Here is an 18,993-nt window from a genome sequence, read left to right on the forward strand (position 1 = left end):
AATAGCTGTGGAAGAGTATGGGGCCGGTAAGGACGTTCTGAACTAAATCCTTGGGACGGACCTTGGAGTAACCCAGGTTTTGCGGAGAGCGTTCAGCACACTTCTTGGGCGTGTCGTTTGAAAGCGTTGTGAACCGCGCTGGGCTAATTCAGCTAGTTATCCGGCCACCCCAAGGTTCCATTGCCGGACTGATGACGGCAATACGCCTGATATAGAAACTCGCATCGGCCTGCCGCCATTTTCGAAGCTTTGATGTCTCCAACCTTCAGTGCCGAAGTGGACCGGCGGAGGCCGAGTGCTCTTGCAGAGACCGCGCTAAGCGGCATTGGAATCGTCGGCCTTATCACAGCCATTCCGGAACAAAGCCCGGAACGGCTGCTTACAGGATCAATCGCTGATTGCACCCTCCTCGTCGCGGCGCTGATGCATCTTAGCTTTCACTCGCGCACCGACAATCAGCGGCAGGACAAAGCCGATGATCGCAATTGCCCAAAGCGCAATTGACAGCGGGCTGTCCGCGAGCGTCCACCAGTTGCCGTTATCTATTGTGACCGCGCGGCGGAGGTTGTTTTCCATCGCGTTGCCCAGAAGCGTGCCCAGGATGATCGGTACCAGCGGCACGTCCAGCTTGCGCAGGACCCAGCCCATCACGCCAAAACCGATCATGACAAGCAGGTCGAAGGTGCTGCCGGAGATGCCGTAGATGCCGACAAAGCTTACCATTGCCACAATCGGCATCAGGATCCGCGACGGGATCATCAGCACGCGGGTAAACAGCCCGACCATCGGAATGTTCATGGCCAGCAGCATGAAGTTGGCAATGAACAGGGCCGCGATCAAGCCCCAGACCACGTCCGGGTTCTGGCTGAACAGCAGCGGGCCAGGGGTGATATTGAGCGCTAACAGCACCGCCAGCAGAACAGCAGTAGTACCTGATCCCGGCACCCCCAGCGCCAGCATTGGCACCAAGGCACCGCCGGCCGCGGCGTTGTTGCCTGCCTCGGGAGCCGCCACCCCGCGCGGATCGCCGGTGCCGAAGGTGCCTTTTTTGTCGACCAGTTTCTTTTCCATCGAATAGGAGATGAACGAGCCCAGCGAGGCCCCGGCTCCTGGCAGCACGCCTGCAATAAAGCCCAAAAAGGAGGTCCGCAGCATGGTCGGTGTGGTCTGGCGGATCATTGCCATTGGTGGGTAGAGCTTTCCGATGGTCAGTTTGCGACCTGCAGCGTCCGAGCCGCCATGCCGGGTTTCGAGAAAGATGAAGACCTCGGACAGGGCAAACAGGCCGACGATGGCCACCAGGAAGTCCAGCCCGTCATAAAGATGCACTTCTCCGAAGGTGAAGCGCGGCACCCCGGTCTGGGTATCGACGCCGATGGTCGCCAGACCAAGCCCCAGCGCCGCGGCAAAGGCCGATTTTGCCTGGTTGGTCGACGAAACGCCGCCCAGTGTCATGAAGGCGAGCGCGAAGAGGGCGAAATACTCTGCCGGGCCGAACAGCAGGGCGATCTTCACCAGCTGCGGCGCCAGCAGGATCAGCCCCCAGGTGGCCAGGAAGGCGCCAACAAAGGACGCTATGCCCGACAGCGACAGCGCTTCGCCCGCCAGCCCTTTCTTGGCCATCGGGTGGCCGTCCAGGCAGGTCATCATGGCTGGCTCGTCGCCGGGTATGTTCAGCAGGATCGAACTGATACGCCCGCCGTACATCGCACCGTAGTAGACGCTCGTCAGCAGTATCAGCGAGGGCGTCGCCCCCAAGCCGAGAGTAAAGGCCAGGGGGATCAGGATGGCGACCCCATTCGACGGCCCGAGCCCCGGCAAGGCGCCCATGATTGTGCCCAGGAAGCAGCCCAGCAGTGCCAGGCCGATGTTCTGCCAACTGAGCGCGATGGCAAAGCCGTCGCCAAGATTTGCGAGAAGCTCCATGCGGCGCCCTCCTCAGAAGCCAAGCGGACCCTTGGCCAGCGACAGGCCGAGGATCAGGTGAAAGGTGACATAAATGCCGATTGAGGTGCCTGCACCCACGGCAGCGGCCTCCACCGGTCCTGAGCCCAAGCGCCAGGCCAGATAGGCCGCGGCAAAGGCGGTGGCGATGACAAAACCCGCGACGGGCAGCATTTCGGCGTAAAGGATCAGCACCACCACAGCGGCAGCTACTTCGGCCAGCCGGGCCAAGGCAGGCCAGTGCGGTTCGGGATCCGGGCGCAGGGCGATCACGGCGCCCGACAGGGCGAGGATTGCGGCAATGATCAGGGGAAAGGCCTTGGGGCCGACGGCATCGGAGAGAAAACTTTCCTCGATCGCAAGCGCGGCAAAGACATAGCCGGCGGCAAGGATCATGCCGAAGACCCCGAAGATACGATCGCTCATGGCGGTCTCCAGTTCAGGTGTCGTGCAGGGCCGGCTGGCGGGATGCCGCAAAGCTGTGCTGCGATCCGCCAGCCGGCCCAGAGCAGGTTATTTAATGATGCCGATCTCTTTGGAAATCGCCTGGATCTGGGCGACTGAACCGGCCACAAACTCCTGGAAGGCTGCGCCCTGCAGGTCCAGAGGCGCCAGACCGTTGGCGGCCATCACCTCTTTCCATTCGTCGGAGGCGTAGAGATCGCCGATCTTCGACACCCACGCATCGTAGGCTTCATCCGACATGCCGCCAGGCGCGTAGAAACCGCGCCAGTTGGCGCCGATGGCATCGACGCCCTGTTCCTTGGCGGTTGCAAATTCGGCGAATTCGCCCGGCAGCCGCTCCGGCGACAGCACCGCGATCACCTTGATATCGCCAGAGTCGACAAATCCCTTGGCCTCGGAGATGTCACCGGTGAAGGCCTGCACCGATCCGGCCAGCAGCTGGGTGACCGCCTCGCCGCCGCCGTCAAAGGCGATGTATTTCACGCTGCGCACATCTTCGATGCCATAGGCGCTGGCGGCAATCAGAACCTTCAAGTGGTCCCAGCCGCCAACCGCTGAGCCGCCTGCAACGGAAACCGATGACGGATCATTCTTGATGACATCAAGCAGCTGCGGCAGCGTTTCAACTTCGCTGTCGGCAGCAACGGCAATCACACCATAGTCGGCGCCGATGGCCGCGAGCCAGCGCACCTGGTCCATGCTGTTGCCTGGATAGGCACCCTGAGCCAGCCGGGTGGCGGTGGCGCTGGAGGCGGCAACGATCAGGCTGTTGTTGTCCGCGCGCTTGTTGACCACTTCGGCAAAGGCCACGCCGCCGCCGCCGCCAGCTAGGTTCACCACTTGCATGGTCTTTTCGATCAGTCCCAGGTCCTGCAGCGACTTGCCAACCTGGCGGCAGGTGAAGTCCCAGCCGCCGCCCGGGTTGGCCGGGGCGATGCACTCGGGATTTTCCTGTGCGCCCGCGGCAAAGGCGGACAGCGACAGGGCGACAGCGGCAAACAGGCCGCGGGTGACGGTGAATTTCATGCGTTCCTCCTCAGGTCATGGCCGGCACACTCCCAAGCGCCGGATTTCCCCCGTAAGAAATTGCTTTGGCAGCCTGTTCTCTGCGGGTTAGACATGTTTACCCACGGAAGCTGTCATCAACCTGTCGCGGTTTCAGCAAAGCGGAGTGCAGTAAGATGCGGGTCTTGATGGTGGAAGATGCAGAAGATTTGGCCGAGGGCGTGATTGCCCATCTGGCCCGCTGCGGTATTGTCTGCGACTTGGCTCCGGACATCGAAAGCGCCCGCGATTGCCGCGCCGTACAGAATTACGATGCCGTTATCCTCGACATCAACCTGCCGGACGGTTCCGGCCTGTCTCTGCTGCGCGAGATGCGCCGGGCGGGCGATCCGGCGCCGGTGCTGATGCTGACTGCTCTGACCTCGGTGGATGACCGGGTGGCGGCGCTGGATCAGGGTGCGGATGACTACCTTGGCAAGCCCTTCGATCAGCGCGAGCTGGAGGCGCGGTTGCGGGCACTTGTCCGGCGTCAGGCGGACCGCAAGGAAGAGCAGATTATTCTTGGCTCACTGGCCTTTGTGCCGAGTGACCGCAGCGCCCGGCTGAACGGCCGCCTGCTGGAACTGACCCGGCGCGAGGCGGCGCTTCTGGATATGCTGATCCGCCATCAGGACCGCTACCTGTCAAAATCCCGGCTCTATGACTCGCTATATGGCTTTGACGATGCCGACGTGGGCGAAAACGCGATCGAGCTGTATATCGCCCGCCTGCGAAAGAAAATCGCAGGCAGCGATGTGAGCATCGCAACCCAGCGGGGGGTCGGCTACCGGCTGCACCTGAATGGCTGAGCCGCGCCCGCCGCTCACCCTGGCAACCCGGGTGCTGGGTGCGGTGCTGATGATCCTGCTTTTGGGCGGGCTGCTGGTTTCCGGATCGGCCTGGCGCAATGGCCAGCAGGCAGCCCGGCAAGCCTATGACCGGATCCTTCTGGGTGCGGCAAACGACATTGCGGAGTCGGTCCGCATTCAGGCCGGCGTCCCCATCGCCGATCTGCCGGTCTCGGCCTTCCAGCTTCTGGCCCAGGCGCCTGAGGACCGCATCTATTATGCCGTTCATGGACCCGGGCAGATGTTCATCACTGGCGTCGATCCTGGCACCGAAATCCACGCGCCTGAGCCTGGAACTGACGGGCCGGGGTATTTCGACGCGGCACTCAACGGTGAGCCTGCGCGGTTTGTCCGGGTCACACGCCGCTTTGCGGAACGCGATTTCTCCGGCCCGGTTGAAGTTGTGGTCGGCCAGACCCTGCGGGCGCGCAAAGCGATGACGGCGGATCTGATGCTCGATGCGCTGTGGCCGATGGCGGCGGCGGGGCTGGCGCTGATGGTCATAGCCTGGGCGGTCATCCGCACCGCCCTGCGGCCGCTGGGTGCAATCACCGAGGACCTGGCCCGCCGCGACCCTTATGATCTGACGCCGATTGCTACCGGCCGCCTTCCGCGGGAACTACAGGTGGTGCTTGGCGCCATGAACCGTTTCATGGGGCGTCTGGACGGGCAGGTTGAGGTTATGCGCAACCTCATTTCCGACACCGCGCACCAGTTGCGCACCCCGGTGGCCGCAATCCGGGTGCAGGCGGAGACAGCCGTTGCCGAACCCGATGCTGCCGCCCGCCACCGTGCCTTGGACCGGCTGCTGGCGCGCACCCGCTCGCTGGGTAGCCTGCTGGATCAGCTTCTCAGCCGCGCGCTGGTGGTGCACCGCACCGACAGCGCACCGCGCCTTCCTGTCGACCTGCGCGAGGTGGCACTGGAAATCATGGAGCGCAACGACCACGCGCTGCTGGCACCCGGCAGCGACCTGCGGCTGGAAATCGGCGAGGAGCCCGTGATGGTGCGCGCCGATGCCTTTTCCCTTGGCGAGGCGGCTGGCAACCTTCTGGGCAACGCGCTGCGGCACGGCACCCCGCCGGTGGCCATCGGCGCAAAACGGCGCGGCGGCGATGCGATCCTTTGGGTGCGCGATGCCGGCCCCGGCCCGGCCCCTGCGGTTCTGGCACAGCTGGGCAGCCGGTTTAACCGCGACGCAGCTACCCAGGAAAGCAGCAGCGGCATCGGCTTGTCGATCGTCAACTCGGTGGCCGCCGCCTTTGGCGGCAGGGTGGAAATGGCGCGCAAAGAGGGCGGCTTTTGCGCAGCGCTGGTCCTCCCGGCAGAAGGGGGCGCGCCATGATGCTGGTGTGGCGGATGCTGATGTTCCTTGCGGCGCTTTTCCCAGCGGCGGCTGTCTCGCAGGAAGCGACCGTGCACTACGGAAACGGCCCGGTGCAATTCTTGCTGCGCTCCACCACCGACAACACCATCATCCGCCCGGTTATCGAACGTTTCGCAGAACTGAACCCTCAGCTGGCAATCACTTTCGAGCAATGGGGCTCCAACGCGCTCTTTGCCCAAAGCCGCGCCGATTGCCAGGAGGGCAGCGTGCCAGCCGACGCGATCCTGTCTTCGGCGGTGCAGCAGATGGTCTGGCTGGTGAATGCGGCCTGTGCCCATCCGCATCGCTCGCCCGCAGCGCTGGCGTTGCCACCGTCCCGCCGCTGGCGCGACGAACTGTGGGGGATAACCACCGAGCCTGCGGTCATCGTCTACAACAAGCAGCTGCTAGATGGCGCCGAAGTGCCGCGCAGCCGCTTTGCCTTGCTTGACGCGCTGCGGGCCAAGCCCGGTCTTTACCGCGGCAGGATCGCAACCTATGACATCGCCGCCTCCGGACTTGGCTATCTGTTTGCCTACAGCGACAGCCTGGAAGCAACAACCTTCGGTGCCCTTCTGGAAAGCTTTGCCCGGGTCAATGCCGTTGCCACCTGCTGTTCGGCTGAGATCATTGCCGGCGTGGCCGAGGGCCGCTTCCTGATCGCCTACAACGTGCTGGGATCTTATGTTGCAAATGCGTCAGCGCCCCAGGTCGGCACCATTCTGCCCGAGGATTACACGCTTGTGCTGTCCCGCGCATACATGATCCCCAAAACGGCCCGGCAAAAAAACGTGGCGGCTGAGCTTCTTGACTTCCTTCTGAGTCCGGAAGCGCAGGAATTGCTGGCCAAGGCGGGCCTTGTCACCGAGATTGATGCCATTGACTCCGGCCTTTCTCCCAGTGCCCGCAGGTCCATTCCCCTTGCGCCATCTTTGCTTGTTGCGCTTGACGGCAACAGGCGGGCACTGCTGCTCGAATTTTGGAGCGACGCTTTTGGCCGAAGTGATGGCCCGTAACCACCACCGGGACAACAGGATCCTTGTAAGCGTCCTGTGAAGGGGGGCACAAGACCTGTTGGCCCCAGTTCGAAATTCACATCCGCGTCTCACCATGTGCCGCGCTCCTTTGAACGCAGTTTCGCGCAAGTGCGCGATGACGAGCTTTTGAAGATTTCTCAGAAGGCGAAAATGCAGTATGCCAAGCTCCTGCAGCTTGCCCGCATTTGCATTGCACAGGTGAAGGCATGCTGGGCAATTGAAAAACGGCACAGAAAACTTATTGGGTTCTCAGCCTGAAGACACTGCATCAAGCCAAGGGTGAGCAGCCAGCACAATGTGCTTTTCTCAAGGGTAGAGCTTTAGGGAAACTAGCCAGGCGCAATGTTTCTGATCTGCTCACTTCTTCTCCGCCCGATCAGGTTTGAACGCTTGATTGGCATTGGCACTAAATTTGTTCCCAAAATGCTGCGCTGTCACAGGTAGGGCCAAAACGGCAAACGAAACAAGGCTTTGTGACGTGTCTGTCTCAGCGCGCTGGATAGTGAGCGGGGTATCAGGCACGGTGACGCGCCATTCCTTTCAGCGATACGGCTATGCAATTCACTAGGAGCGAATTTGGATCCTTTTTTTAGCCGGTCCGCGCATGCGTAACGGCGATCGCCGCCAAGTCCTCGCGCTGCTTTTGCGTTACCCCTGTCACCGCTCAAGAGAACATGTCTCCGCCTTCAATTCTTGTGGGTGATGATGCGCCCGAACTTCTGCTGAGCACAAAATCAGGCCAAGTTGAAAGTGAATAGCCGCTTTGCCGTTCTGCGATGCGGCAAGGCGGCGGTTTGCTGAATGTTCACTAGTGTCCCGCGCGTTTTTTGGGGAGCAGCGGGCATCTGGCCGGTACGGGCCGCTGTGGCAGAGCTGCAGCACAACCGTGGTAACCAATAATTACCGGACTATGTGATAAAAAATGAGGCAGCGTTAGCGGCGCGGGCAGGGGGTTAAGACCCGGGCCGCCAGCCCGGCAATGAACAGCCTGCTGGAATTGTTCCAAGGCTGCCGCAAGTCAGAAAGGTGCAGTATGACCAGCGACATCAGCCCGCTCTCCCTGAATGTTCCTGAACCGGGCTGCCGCCCGGGAAATACCCCTGATTTTTCCGACTTTGAAATCCCCCGCGCTGGCGCCGTTCCGCGGCCGCCGGTGGACGTGGATCCGGATGCGATCCGCGATATGGCCTTCTCCATCGTGCGCGTGCTCAACAAGGACGGCGAGGCGGTTGGCGAATGGGCGGGTGCGCTGAGTACAGAAGAGCTGCATGAAGGGCTGCGCCACATGCTGCTGCTGCGGACCTTTGACGCGCGGATGCTCAACGCCCAGCGGCAGGGCAAGACCAGCTTTTACATGCAGCACTTGGGAGAGGAGGCGGTCAGTTGCGCCTTCAGCCGCGCGATGGAGCCGGGCGACATGAATTTCCCGACCTACCGTCAGGCAGGGCTGCTGATCGCCCGCGGCTATCCGATGGTCACGATGATGAACCAGATTTACTCCAACGCCGAGGACCCGCTGCACGGCCGTCAGTTGCCGATCCTCTACTCCTCCAAAGAGCACGGGTTCTTTACGGTTTCCGGCAACCTCGGCACCCAGTTCATCCAGTCGGTCGGCTGGGCCATGGCATCGGCAATATCCGGCGACACCCGGATCTCGGCTGGCTGGATCGGAGACGGTTCCACCGCGGAAAGCGATTTCCACGCGGCCATGGTGTTTGCCTCGACCTACAACGCGCCTGTGGTGCTGAACATCGTCAACAACCAATGGGCCATTTCCACCTTCCAGGGCATCGCCCGCGGCGGGGTCGGCACCTTTGCTGCCCGCGGTCACGGGTTTGGCATTGCCTCGGTCCGGGTAGACGGCAACGACTACCTAGCGGTCCATGCGGTGGCGAAATGGGCTTGCGAGCGGGCCAGGCGCGGCCACGGGCCGACGTTGATCGAACACGTGACATACCGCGCTGGCGGCCATTCCACCAGCGACGACCCCTCCGCATACCGGTCCCGGCGCGAGGCTGCAGCCTGGCCGCTTGGCGACCCGGTCGAGCGGCTCAAGAAGCACCTGATCGCCATAGGGGAATGGAGCGATGACCGCCATAAGCAGGCCGAGGCCGAGGTGCTAGCCACCGTGGTGGCCGCTCAGAAGGAAGCCGAAGCAATAGGCACACTGACGTCCGGTAAGACGCCCAGCCCGCGCGACATGTTCGAGGGCGTCTATGAAACCATGCCGCCGCATCTGATCCGGCAGCGGCAGGAGGCGGGGTTCTGAGATGGCGCAGATGACCATGATCGAAGCCATCCGCGAGGCGCATGACGTGGCGATGGCTGCGGATGAGAGGGTGGTTGTCTTTGGCGAGGATGTCGGATTTTTCGGCGGCGTGTTCCGCTGCACCGCAGGCCTCCAGGAAAAATACGGCAAGTCCCGCTGCTTTGATGCGCCGATCAATGAATCCGGCATCGTTGGCGCCGCCATAGGCATGGCGGCCTATGGGCTGAAGCCGGTGATCGAGATCCAGTTCGCGGATTATGTCTACCCAGCCTATGACCAGATCGTCTCAGAGGCGGCGCGGTTGCGGCACCGCTCTAACGCCGATTTCACCTGCCCGCTGGTGATCCGCATGCCCACCGGCGGCGGCATTTTCGGCGGCCAGACCCACAGCCAGAGCCCGGAGGCGCTGTTTACCCATGTGTCAGGGTTGAAGGTGGTCATGCCCTCAAATCCGCGCGACGCCAAGGGGCTGCTGCTGGCGGCCATTGCCGATCCGGATCCGGTGATCTTTTTCGAACCCAAGCGGCTTTATAACGGCCCGTTCGACGGCCACCACGACAAACCGGTGGAAAGCTGGAAGAACCACCCGCTGGGGGATGTTCCCGACGGGGACGGTATCGTGCCCCTAGGCAAGGCGGCGATCCGCCGTGAAGGCGCGGATGTGACGGTTCTGGCTTATGGCACGATGGTTTACGTGGCCGAAGCCGCGGCGCAGGAAACCGGGGTGGACGCGGAGGTTATTGACCTGCGCAGCTTGCTTCCGCTGGATCTGGATACGGTCACAGAGTCGGTGCAGAAAACCGGCCGCTGCGTGATCGTGCATGAGGCTACCCGCACCTCAGGCTTCGGTGCTGAACTTATGTCTCTGGTGCAGGAAACCTGTTTCTACTACCTCGAAGCGCCGATCATCCGGGTGACCGGCTGGGACACGCCGTACCCGCATGCGCAGGAATGGGAGTATTTTCCGGGGCCTGGCCGGGTCGGCGATGCGCTGAAGAAAGTCATGGAGGACTGATCCATGGGGATTTTTGAAATCCGCTTGCCCGATGTAGGGGAAGGGGTTGCCGAGGCGGAGCTGATCGAATGGCATGTGAAGCCGGGCGACATCGTCAGGGAGGACGACATCCTGGCGGCGGTGATGACCGATAAGGCGGCTGTTGAGGTGCCGTCCTCTGCCGAAGGGAAGGTGCTGGAGCTGGGCGGCGAGATCGGGGCGATGATCCCGGTTGGCAGTGTTCTGGTGCGCCTGGAAGTGGCGGGCGAGGGCAATGCTGCCGCAGCCAATCCCGGCGAGCAGAAGACCGCGCCCGTGGCCAGTCCGAAAGCGGAGCCTGAGACCGAGCCGGAAGCTGAAACTAAGCCAGGCCTGGCTCCGGCGCCTTTGGCAAGGAAGGCGGGACGCCGACCGCCGCGGCCTGAGGGGGCCAAGCCGCTGGCCTCGCCGTCAGTGCGGGCGCGGGCTCGGGCAGAGGGTTTAAACCTGCGCCAGGTGCCCGGCACCGGGCCTGCCGGGCGTATCAGCCATGAGGATCTGGATAACTGGATAGCTTCGGGCGGCATAAAGCAAGGCGGTGTGACCCGCGGCCGTAACACCGGCGTCGAGGACGTCCGGATCGTCGGCATGCGCCGCAAGATCGCAGAGAAAATGGCTCTGGCGAAACGCCAGATCCCGCATATCACCATCGTCGAAGAAGTGGAGATGGGCGCGCTGGAGGATCTGAGGGCGGCACTGAACAAGAAGCACGAAGGCCAGCGCCCCAAGCTGACGCTGCTGCCCTTCCTGATTCGCGCCATCGTCGAGGCAGTGCGCGAGCAGCCCGGCCTGAACGCGCGTTTCGATGACGAGGACGGGGTGATTCACCGCCACGGCGGCGTGCATGTGGGCATCGCCACCCAGACAGAGCAGGGGCTGAATGTGCCGGTTGTCCACCATGCCGAGGCGGGCAGCCTCTGGGACAATGCCGCAGAGATCCTGCGGCTTTCGGAGGCCGCCCGCGAAGGATCCATCAAGCGGGAGGAACTGACCGGCGGCACCATCACCATTACTTCTCTGGGACCGCTGGGCGCGATCGCTACCACCCCGATCGTGAACTACCCGGAGGTGGCCATCGTCGGGGTCAACAAGATGCAGATCCGGCCAGTGTGGGACGGGCAGCAGTTCCGGCCCCGCAAGATGATGAACCTCTCCTGTTCCTTCGATCACAGGGTGGTCGACGGCTGGGACGCCGCGGTCTTTGTGCAGAAACTGAAATCCCTGCTGGAAACTCCAGCGATGCTGTTTGTCGAGGGCTGAATGTCTGATTTGAAATGCAAGCTTCTGATCATCGGCGCAGGCCCCGGCGGCTATGTCTGTGCCATCCGCGCGGGCCAGTTGGGCATCGACACCATTGTGGTGGATGAGGCCAAGCCCGGCGGCACCTGCCTGAACGTGGGCTGCATCCCTTCGAAGGCGCTGATACATGCGGCGGAGGAGTTCCACAGGATCGCTCAGGCTCCGCAGGGGCCGCTGGGGATCAGCTGTGGGGCGCCAGCGATTGACTTCGCCAAGACAGTCGCCTGGAAAGACGGCATCGTGCAGCGCTTGAACCGCGGCGTCTCGGTGCTGATGAAAAAGGCCGGGGTGCGCTTCGTGCAGGGCCGCGCCCGGTTTCTGGATGGCAAGACAGTGTCGGTGAACGGCAACGGAGACGGCCAGGTGATTCATGCGCAATACATCGTGATTGCCTCCGGCTCTGCCCCGGTTGAGCTGCCTGATCTGCCGTTCGGCGGCTCCATCCTGTCCTCAACTGAGGCTATGGAATTGGCGCAGGTGCCGGAAAGCCTCGCGGTGGTTGGCGGCGGCTATATCGGGCTGGAGCTTGGCACCGCGTTTGCCAAACTCGGTGCCAGGGTTACGGTGGTTGAGGCCGAGGATCGGATCCTGCCGCTTTATGACGGAGAGTTGACGCGCCCGGTCGAGGCGCGGCTGAGCGCATTGGGGGTGGCCGTGAAAACCGGAACCAGGGCGCTTGCCTACGAAAACGGCAGCTTGCAAACGGATCAGGGCGATGCGGCAGCGGAAAAAGTGCTCGTGACAGTCGGACGCCGCCCCCGCACAGCCGGAATCGGCATCGAGGAGCTGGCGCTGACTCAAGACGGACCCTTTGTCAAAATCGACAGCCATTGTCAGTCGTCGATGCGCGGCATTTATGCGATCGGCGATGTGACCGGCGAGCCGATGCTTGCTCACCGCGCCATGGCGCAGGGTGAGATGGTTGCAGAGCATATCGCGGGCCACGTGGTTGAATGGGACAAGCGGGCAATCCCAGCGGTCTGCTTTACCGACCCCGAAGTGGTGGCCTGCGGCGCATTGCCGGGGGAAATCGAGGGCACCGCTGCCACAAATTTTCCGCTGCAGGCTAACGGGCGGGCTCTGACCGGCGAACGCGAGGACGGTTTCATCCGGGTTGTCTGGCGCGAGAGCGATCATGCGGTCGTCGGCCTCCAAGCGGTGGGGGCGGGGGTGTCGGAGCTGTCAGCGTCCTTTGCGCTGGCAATAGAAATGGGGGCGTGTCTGGAGGATATTGGCGCAACAATTCACGCCCACCCGACACAGTCGGAAGCCCTTCAGGAAGCTTGCCTGCGGGCGTTGGGCCAGGCTCTGCACATCTGATACTCCGGATCCGGCACCTGGCTCGGGTCGGGCTGCGCGGTTACCCCCGCCTTTGTCCTGTGTCATGCAGCGGGTGTGTCCGGTTCTCTTGGCGCAGCGGGGTCAGTCCTCCGTTTTTTTCGGCATGGGCAACAGGTCGACCGGCAACGGGAAGACAACTGTGGTGGTCCGGCCTGTTGCGATATCGGTGAGCGCATTGAAGTAGCGCAGCTGCATGGAATTAGGCTGCGTGGCCAGAAGCTTGCCTGCCTCAACCAGTTTGGAGGCCGCCTGGAATTCACCCGCGGCATTGATGACCCGGGCGCGGCGGAGCCGCTCCGCCTCGGCCTGTTTGGCAATGGCGCGGACCATGCTTTCGTCGATATCCACGTGCTTGATCTCGACATTGGCCACCTTGATCCCCCAGGCATCAGTCTGACGGTCCAGAATTTCCTGGATATCGGCATTGAGCTTGTCGCGCTCGGCCAGCATCTCGTCCAGCTCGTGCTTGCCGAGGACGGACCGCAGAGTGGTCTGCGCCAGCTGGCTGACGGCTGCCCGGAAATCCGCAACATTGATGATCGCCCGCTGCGGGTCGACAATGCGGAAGTAGATTACAGCGTTCACCTTAACCGACACATTGTCGCGGCTGATCACATCCTGGCTGGGCACATCCTCGACGAACATGCGCAGGTCGGTCCGCACCAGCTGCTGCACCACCGGGATGATCAGCACAAATCCCGGGCCTGAAACCCGGGTGAACCGGCCCAGGGTGAACAGCACCCCGCGTTCGTACTCGCGAAAAATGTAGATCGCCGCCTGCAGAAACAGCACCAGCAGAACAACTGCCAGCAGATAAGCGGCCCAATCGAAAGTGAGTGCTTCCATGTTATTCTCCCCTGGTTGCCCCTGGTCCGAAACCGGCTTCCGCCGCAACATGCAGTGTGAGACCTTTGATCGCGCCGATGCGGACGTACTGACCGGGCTGCAGGTCTAATGCGCCTTTTGCCTGCCAGCGCTCTCCCTCAATCCAGACAAACCCGCTGCCGTCTTTCCAGTCGAGTACTCTGGCTCTGGCGCCAAGCAGCCGCGCGCGGCCCGACACCGGTTGCTGGCGGTAAGTGCGGATCGTGTAGCCCAGCAGCAGCACCAATACCGCGGCACTGGTCACGGCCATGCTGGCAATCAGCCACCAGGAAATCCGGAAGGCGGGTGCATCCGTGTCTACCAGCATCGCCGCCCCCAGCGAAAAGGCGATGAGCCCGCCAAGGCCCAAAACACCGAAGCTGGGCGAAAACGCCTCGGCAACCATAAAGGCCACCCCGATCCCCAGAAGCGCCAGGGCCGCATAGTTGAGCGGCAGCTGGTTCAGAGCAAACAGCCCCAGGGTGAGGCAGATCGCCCCTACCACGCCAGGCACTAAGGCACCGGGGTTCCAGAACTCGAAAATCAGCCCGTAGACGCCAAGCATCATCAGCACCAGGGCTACGTTGGGGTTCGACAAAACACTGAGAATGCGAATGACAATGTCCATTTCGACCCGCTCGACCGGCAGCCCAGCGGTGGAGATTTGCTGCCGGGCCTCGCCCATCACCACGCTGCGCCCGTCGGCATCCCGCAACAGCGCGCTAAGGTCTGCGGCAACCAGATCAATGACATTAAGCTCCAATGCCCGGGTTGCGGACAGGCTTTCGGCTTGGCGTACCGCTCTTTCGGCCCAGTCGGCGTTGCGGCCATGCAGCTCTGCCAAGCTGCGGATCAGCGCGGCTGCGTCATTGGTGGCCTTGGCCTCCAAAGCGGTTTTTGGCGCCGTCGGGCTGCGGTCCGGACTGCCGCCACCCTCTTGATCCTTATCTTGCTCCTCTGCCGGCGGGCGGCCGGGCAGCCCGTCGGGAAGTCCGCCGATTGCGACCGGTGTCGCCGCGCCCAGGTTTGTACCCGGCGCCATCGCCGCGACATGGCTGGCATAGAGAATATAGGTCCCTGCGCTGGCTGCATGAGCCCCAGGCGGCGCCACATAGGTTATTACGGGCACCTGCGACTGCAAAATCTGAGAGATGATTTCGCGCATGGCATCGGCCAGCCCGCCAGGAGTGTTCAGTTGCAATACGACCGCCTCCGTGGGCGCAGCCCGGGCCTGCTGCAGCACCCGCGCAACATGATGAACGGTTGCCGGGCCTATCGGGCCGTCAACTACCGTGTACAGCACATGCCTTTCGGCTGTGTGTTCGCCATCGGCCTGGGCTGTCGGGGGCACAGCTGGAAACAAGCCGAGGACAAAGACGCAAAGCAGAAGAAGCAGTCGTTTCGCAATTCTCATGCGGTTTCTCCACCGCATAATGTAGTGCGGGGAGTTTGCGCCTCAAATCCGGGCTATCCCGCCAGTGCAGACCAGTTCAGCTCCGGCGGGCCGCGTTCCAGGCCGATCCATACCGGATCCAGCCCTGCCAGCCCTGCCAGCCCTGGGCTATCGTTGTCTTCGGTGCTGCCGGATAGGTTCGCGTCTAATCCATCAGAGTGCAGCATCAATGCCGCAAAGCCGCGCTGGATCGCGTTGATCGGCCATATGCAGCAAGCTGCCGGCGGGCCAGGCGCCGGCAGCGGTAGTTGTGTCAGTCGCCGTTCAGCGGGTATTCAGAAGCATCGGCTTGTCACCGGACATGCCGATCCATGCGTTGGTGCCGTTCAGGCGGGACCCGGCGATATTGTCCGCGTCAAAGTGGATCTCGAACTGCTCCGGCCCGTGCGCGTAGGCGACAACCAGGCCGTATTCCGGGTCCAGGAAGCCGCCGTGCGGGCGGATGCCCGGATAGCTGATGCGCCAGGCCTCGCCCTCAGGGCCGACGTGCCCCAGCGTCAGCTTGCCGATGACATCGCCGGGCAATTCAAAGAACCAGACCCAGGGGCCGCCGGAGACAATGGTCATCACCTCGTCAATGCCGGTTCCGTCTTCGGCGTGGTTGATGTGCAGCGGGCCGAATTTCTTGTGGACCCAGACCCGGGTCGCCGCGTCCATCTTGTTCATGTCATAGACCTTGGGGTAGGGCGCAACACCCGGCTCTGAGGTGGTCAGGGAGCCGCCGTTTTCAACCGTCGGTTCACGCCCCGCGGCGGCGATTTCCGCCAGCAGGTCCTCGCGGCTGAGAGCGAAATCGGAGATCAGCTGCGCCTCCTCCTCTGCGGTGATCGCGCGGCTGCGGGAAGCCTCAAGGACCGGCAGCGCCTGTGCCGGGATCGCAATGGTGCTGACGCGAACCCCGACGCTGCGGAGCACCGTGTTCACGTCCTCCACACCTATCGTGGCCCGGCGGCCGTCGGTGTATTCCAGTTTCAGGAGGCCGGCGGTGTCCTCAGCGCCGGCAAGCCCTTGGGCGGGCAGCCACAACACGGCGGCGGCCACGGCAAGTCTAGAGAGCAGTTTCATTGCGGAATTCTCCATTTCAGTTTCCGGGGAAGCGGCCCCGGTCCGGTTGCGGATTGTTGGGCTTGGGCGTGCCGGACTGTGCCGATCAGTGGCCGCCTGCCCTGAAAGGTTCCGGACCGGCCAAACGGGGCAGGCTTTTCTGCCAGCATTTTGGCCATGGCACGTTTCCTTAATGACCCGGCAAAGGTAGCCCGTTTCCATTGGTGGTATAATCCGCCTATGGTGAAACCTTGTGTTGAGAAAAGTTCACCCATTCGGGAGGGAGCCAATGGAGGGAATGGGAGATATCCCGGTGGTTGTGGCAGTTGCCGAAACACAGGGGTTTGCCGCGGCGGCGCGGCGGCTGGGGGTTAGCAAATCCGCGGTCAGCAAGCGCATCACTCAGATTGAGAAACGGCTGGGCGCGCAGCTGTTCCACCGCTCCACCCGCAATGTCAGCCTGACCGAGGCTGGCGAGCATTTCTATGCCCACGCGGTGCGGGCGCAGGAGGCGGCGCAGGAGGCAGAGGACAGCGTGCTTGCGCTGCAGGAGGCGCCCAAGGGGCGCCTGAGCGTGAATGTGCCGATGGCCTTCGGGCGATTGCATGTGGCGCCGCTGATTTCCGGGTTTCTGGAGTGCTATCCCGGTGTGTCGGTGGACATGGTGATGGATGACCGGGTGGCCGATCTGTTTGCCGACGGGTTCGATCTGGCGCTGCGCGGCGGGACGCTGGCGGATTCCGCGCTGGTGGCCCGCAAGATCGCGCCCTTGCACAATGTGCTGGTTGCCGCCCCGGCGTATCTGGAGCGCCATGGCGCGCCGGAAACGGTCAGCGGTCTGAGCCGCCACAATTGCCTGCAGTATTCCTACAGCCGGGACTTTCAGGAGTGGGTTTTCGACTGCGGCGGCGAGGTGGAGACCTTCCGCCCCGGCGGCAGCTACAGCGTCAACAATGGCGAAGCGCTGCGAGAGGCGGTTCTGGGCGGGACGGGGATCGGCCGGCTGCCGACTTTCACCACCGGCCCGGACCTGGCAGCAGGGCGGCTGGTGCGGGTGCTGCCGCACTGCCACCTGCCGTCGCAGACGCTTTATGCCATCTATCCGGAGCGCCGCTACCTACCTGCCAAGGTGCGTGTTTTCATTGATTTTATCCTGGAGCACCTTGGCGGCGACGTACCGCCCTGGGACCGGGCCACCGGCGTGTGAAGCCAGCTCTGCAAGACCAGGTGTGAAAGGTTCGGCGGGCAGCCAAGTGAGACTTCCCGCCGCAGTCTTCGGGAAATCAGCTCACAGCAGCCAGGTTTTCACCAGCGCACCGTCATACATCATGCCGCCGCCCGGATCGTTCTCCCAGCCGCCGATCTGCTCGCTGACGCCGTCGATGAAGTCGTTGAACATCGGGATGATGGCGCCGCCCTCGTCGCGCACCAGGATACCCATTTCGCGATACAGTGCAGTGCGCTTGGCGGTGTCGAGCTCCCCTTTGGCCTGCAGCAGCAGTGCATCGAAATCCTCCCGCTTGAAACGGGTGTCGTTCCAGTCGGCATCGGATTTGTAGGCGGTTGAGAACATCTGGTCCTGCACCGGGCGCCCGCCCCAGTAGGAGGCGCAGAAGGGTTCCTTGTTCCAGACCTCGGACCAGTAGCCGTCGCTGGGGACGCGTTCGATCTGCAGCGGGATGCCTGCCTTGGCTGCGCTCTGCTGGAACAGCGCCGCGGCATCCACCGCACCGGGGAAAGCGTTGTCGGACACTTTCAGAACAACCGGGCCATCGTGGCCGGACTTCTGGTAGTAGTGGCGGGCCTGATCCGGGTCATAGCTGCGCTGCTCGATATCGCCGGAGAACAGCGGGTAGGCGGCATTGATCGGCATGTCGTTGCCCACGCTGCCATAGCCGCGCAGCACCTTGTCGACCATCTCCTGCCGATCCACCGCCAGTTTCAGTGCCATCCGCAGATCGTTGCTGGCAAACGGCGCGCTGTCGCAATGCATGAGGAAGCAATAATGGCCGCGGCCCGAGATGCTCTCGATCCGCAGGCCCGGCGCGCGGCCCAGCAGGCCGGCGATTTTTGGCGACACCCGGTTGATGAAATGCACCTGTCCGCTTTGCAGTGCGGCGGTGCGGGCGGTGTCGTCGTTCAGCACCAGGATCTCGATCTCCTCCGCGTGGCCGCGGTCCGTATCCCAGTAGTTCGCGAATTTCTTGAAGGCATGGCGGGCGCCGGGCTCGTTGACCTCAACCGTGTAGGGGCCTGTACCGATGCCGGCAGCGGGTGCATCCATGCCGCCCTCCGGCTGCACCACCAGGTGATAATCCGCCATCAGATAGGGCAGGTCAGCGTTCGGCGTTTCCAGGGTGACGCTTAAGTAATCGCCGTCCGCCTTCATCGACTCGATGCCGCGCATGATGCCCAGGGCGCCGGACTGGCTGTCCTCGTTGGAGTGGCGCTGCATGGTTTTCAGCACGTCTTCCGGTGTCAGCGTCTTGCCGTTGTGGAACTCCACCCCTTGGCGGATCTTGAAAGTCCAGGTCTTGGCGTCGGCGCTGGCCTCAACCGTTTCCGCCAGGCGCGGCACGATTTCGCCTTGCGGGCTGACTTCGACCAGCAGATCGCCATAGGCGGTCAGCACGTTGTTGGCGACCGAACTGGCTGCCAGTGCCGGGTCCAGGCTGTCGGTGCTGGCCCCGCCCTGCAGGCCGGACCGGATCAGCCCGCCCTTTTTCGGGCCTTCCGCCCTGGCGGCGGAGGCCAGCAGGCTGTTGGCGCTGGCGGCGGCAACCCCCAGTGCGCCGAGGCGGCCGATGAATTCGCGGCGGGTCATGAAGCCTTTGACCGCCTGTTCCACATAGTGGCTGATGATGTCGGACATATTGTTTCCCTGCTGGCTGCACCACGGCCCGGACAGGGCAGTACAGCCTGTTTCTGTTCACCCCCCCCAGTCAGGGCGGGCCAGGATGTGGTGGCAGAAAATGGTTTTGCTCGC

General features: G+C 63.0%; 17 protein-coding genes. 9 read left to right on the forward strand and 8 right to left on the reverse strand.

Going from position 1 to position 18,993, the window contains the following annotated elements; genetic code table 11:
• Window positions 1-387: 387 nt before the first annotated feature.
• The 3 genes from KUW17_RS07725 to KUW17_RS07735 form a co-directional block, all read right to left on the reverse strand.
• The gene (locus KUW17_RS07725) at window positions 388-1,926 is read right to left on the reverse strand and encodes a tripartite tricarboxylate transporter permease (protein WP_222477706.1); all 1,539 of its coding nucleotides are present in this window, start codon (window positions 1,924-1,926) and stop codon (window positions 388-390) included.
• A 12-nt stretch (window positions 1,927-1,938) separates the two neighbouring features.
• Entirely contained in the window at window positions 1,939-2,370 is a 432-nt protein-coding gene (locus KUW17_RS07730) for a tripartite tricarboxylate transporter TctB family protein (RefSeq protein WP_222477708.1), read from the reverse strand.
• Window positions 2,371-2,457: 87 nt separating this feature from the next.
• The gene (locus KUW17_RS07735) at window positions 2,458-3,435 is read right to left on the reverse strand and encodes a Bug family tripartite tricarboxylate transporter substrate binding protein (RefSeq protein WP_222477710.1); all 978 of its coding nucleotides are present in this window, start codon (window positions 3,433-3,435) and stop codon (window positions 2,458-2,460) included.
• A 155-nt stretch (window positions 3,436-3,590) separates the two neighbouring features.
• On the opposite strand from KUW17_RS07735, the gene KUW17_RS07740 reads away from it, so the two are divergent.
• From KUW17_RS07740 to lpdA, 8 genes are all read left to right on the forward strand, one after another.
• Window positions 3,591-4,262 (forward strand): response regulator transcription factor, encoded by a 672-nt coding sequence (locus KUW17_RS07740; RefSeq protein WP_222477712.1) that lies wholly within the window; start codon window positions 3,591-3,593, stop codon window positions 4,260-4,262.
• Complete coding sequence (locus KUW17_RS07745) at window positions 4,255-5,646, forward strand: sensor histidine kinase (RefSeq protein WP_222477714.1); 1,392 nt, start codon at window positions 4,255-4,257, stop codon at window positions 5,644-5,646. Before KUW17_RS07740 ends, KUW17_RS07745 begins: the two co-directional genes overlap by 8 nt.
• Window positions 5,643-6,683, forward strand: a complete 1,041-nt coding sequence (locus tag KUW17_RS07750) for an ABC transporter substrate-binding protein (RefSeq protein ID WP_222477716.1) — start codon at window positions 5,643-5,645, stop codon at window positions 6,681-6,683. The genes KUW17_RS07745 and KUW17_RS07750 overlap by 4 nt, the downstream gene beginning before the upstream one ends.
• A 129-nt stretch (window positions 6,684-6,812) precedes the next feature.
• Window positions 6,813-6,962: a hypothetical protein gene (locus KUW17_RS07755; protein ID WP_222477718.1), complete on the forward strand. Its 150-nt coding sequence runs from the start codon at window positions 6,813-6,815 to the stop codon at window positions 6,960-6,962.
• A gap of 775 nt (window positions 6,963-7,737) precedes the next feature.
• The gene (locus tag KUW17_RS07760) at window positions 7,738-8,973 is read left to right on the forward strand and encodes a 3-methyl-2-oxobutanoate dehydrogenase (2-methylpropanoyl-transferring) subunit alpha (protein ID WP_222477720.1); all 1,236 of its coding nucleotides are present in this window, start codon (window positions 7,738-7,740) and stop codon (window positions 8,971-8,973) included.
• A 1-nt stretch (window position 8,974) separates the two neighbouring features.
• The gene (locus tag KUW17_RS07765; protein WP_222477722.1) at window positions 8,975-9,988 is read left to right on the forward strand and encodes an alpha-ketoacid dehydrogenase subunit beta; all 1,014 of its coding nucleotides are present in this window, start codon (window positions 8,975-8,977) and stop codon (window positions 9,986-9,988) included.
• A 3-nt stretch (window positions 9,989-9,991) separates the two neighbouring features.
• Window positions 9,992-11,266 carry a dihydrolipoamide acetyltransferase family protein gene (locus tag KUW17_RS07770; RefSeq protein WP_222477724.1) on the forward strand — a complete coding sequence of 425 codons (1,275 nt, stop codon included), beginning with the start codon at window positions 9,992-9,994 and terminating at the stop codon, window positions 11,264-11,266.
• Window positions 11,267-12,625, forward strand: a complete 1,359-nt coding sequence (gene lpdA, locus KUW17_RS07775; RefSeq protein WP_222477726.1) for a dihydrolipoyl dehydrogenase — start codon at window positions 11,267-11,269, stop codon at window positions 12,623-12,625.
• Window positions 12,626-12,727: 102 nt separating this feature from the next.
• Here the strand turns inward: lpdA and KUW17_RS07780 are convergent, their stop codons facing one another.
• The 4 genes from KUW17_RS07780 to KUW17_RS07795 form a co-directional block, all read right to left on the reverse strand.
• Window positions 12,728-13,492 (reverse strand): slipin family protein, encoded by a 765-nt coding sequence (locus KUW17_RS07780; protein ID WP_222477728.1) that lies wholly within the window; start codon window positions 13,490-13,492, stop codon window positions 12,728-12,730.
• A gap of 1 nt (window position 13,493) precedes the next feature.
• Entirely contained in the window at window positions 13,494-14,711 is a 1,218-nt protein-coding gene (locus tag KUW17_RS07785; RefSeq protein ID WP_222477730.1) for an NfeD family protein, read from the reverse strand.
• A gap of 266 nt (window positions 14,712-14,977) precedes the next feature.
• Window positions 14,978-15,130, reverse strand: coding sequence for a hypothetical protein (locus tag KUW17_RS07790; protein ID WP_222477732.1), 153 nt, complete (start codon window positions 15,128-15,130; stop codon window positions 14,978-14,980).
• 97 nt (window positions 15,131-15,227) lie between these two features.
• On the reverse strand, window positions 15,228-16,028 hold the full coding sequence (locus KUW17_RS07795; RefSeq protein WP_222477734.1) for a hypothetical protein: 801 nt from the start codon (window positions 16,026-16,028) through the stop codon (window positions 15,228-15,230).
• A 268-nt stretch (window positions 16,029-16,296) separates the two neighbouring features.
• On the opposite strand from KUW17_RS07795, the gene KUW17_RS07800 reads away from it, so the two are divergent.
• Complete coding sequence (locus tag KUW17_RS07800) at window positions 16,297-17,214, forward strand: LysR family transcriptional regulator (RefSeq protein WP_222477736.1); 918 nt, start codon at window positions 16,297-16,299, stop codon at window positions 17,212-17,214.
• Window positions 17,215-17,295: 81 nt separating this feature from the next.
• Here KUW17_RS07800 and KUW17_RS07805 read toward each other — a convergent pair whose 3' ends face one another.
• The gene (locus KUW17_RS07805) at window positions 17,296-18,879 is read right to left on the reverse strand and encodes an ABC transporter substrate-binding protein (protein WP_222477738.1); all 1,584 of its coding nucleotides are present in this window, start codon (window positions 18,877-18,879) and stop codon (window positions 17,296-17,298) included.
• Window positions 18,880-18,993 lie beyond the last annotated feature (114 nt).

It is taken from the genome of Leisingera aquaemixtae (genome assembly GCF_019801145.1).
In the GTDB taxonomy this organism is placed as follows: Bacteria; Pseudomonadota; Alphaproteobacteria; order Rhodobacterales; family Rhodobacteraceae; genus Leisingera; species Leisingera aquaemixtae_A.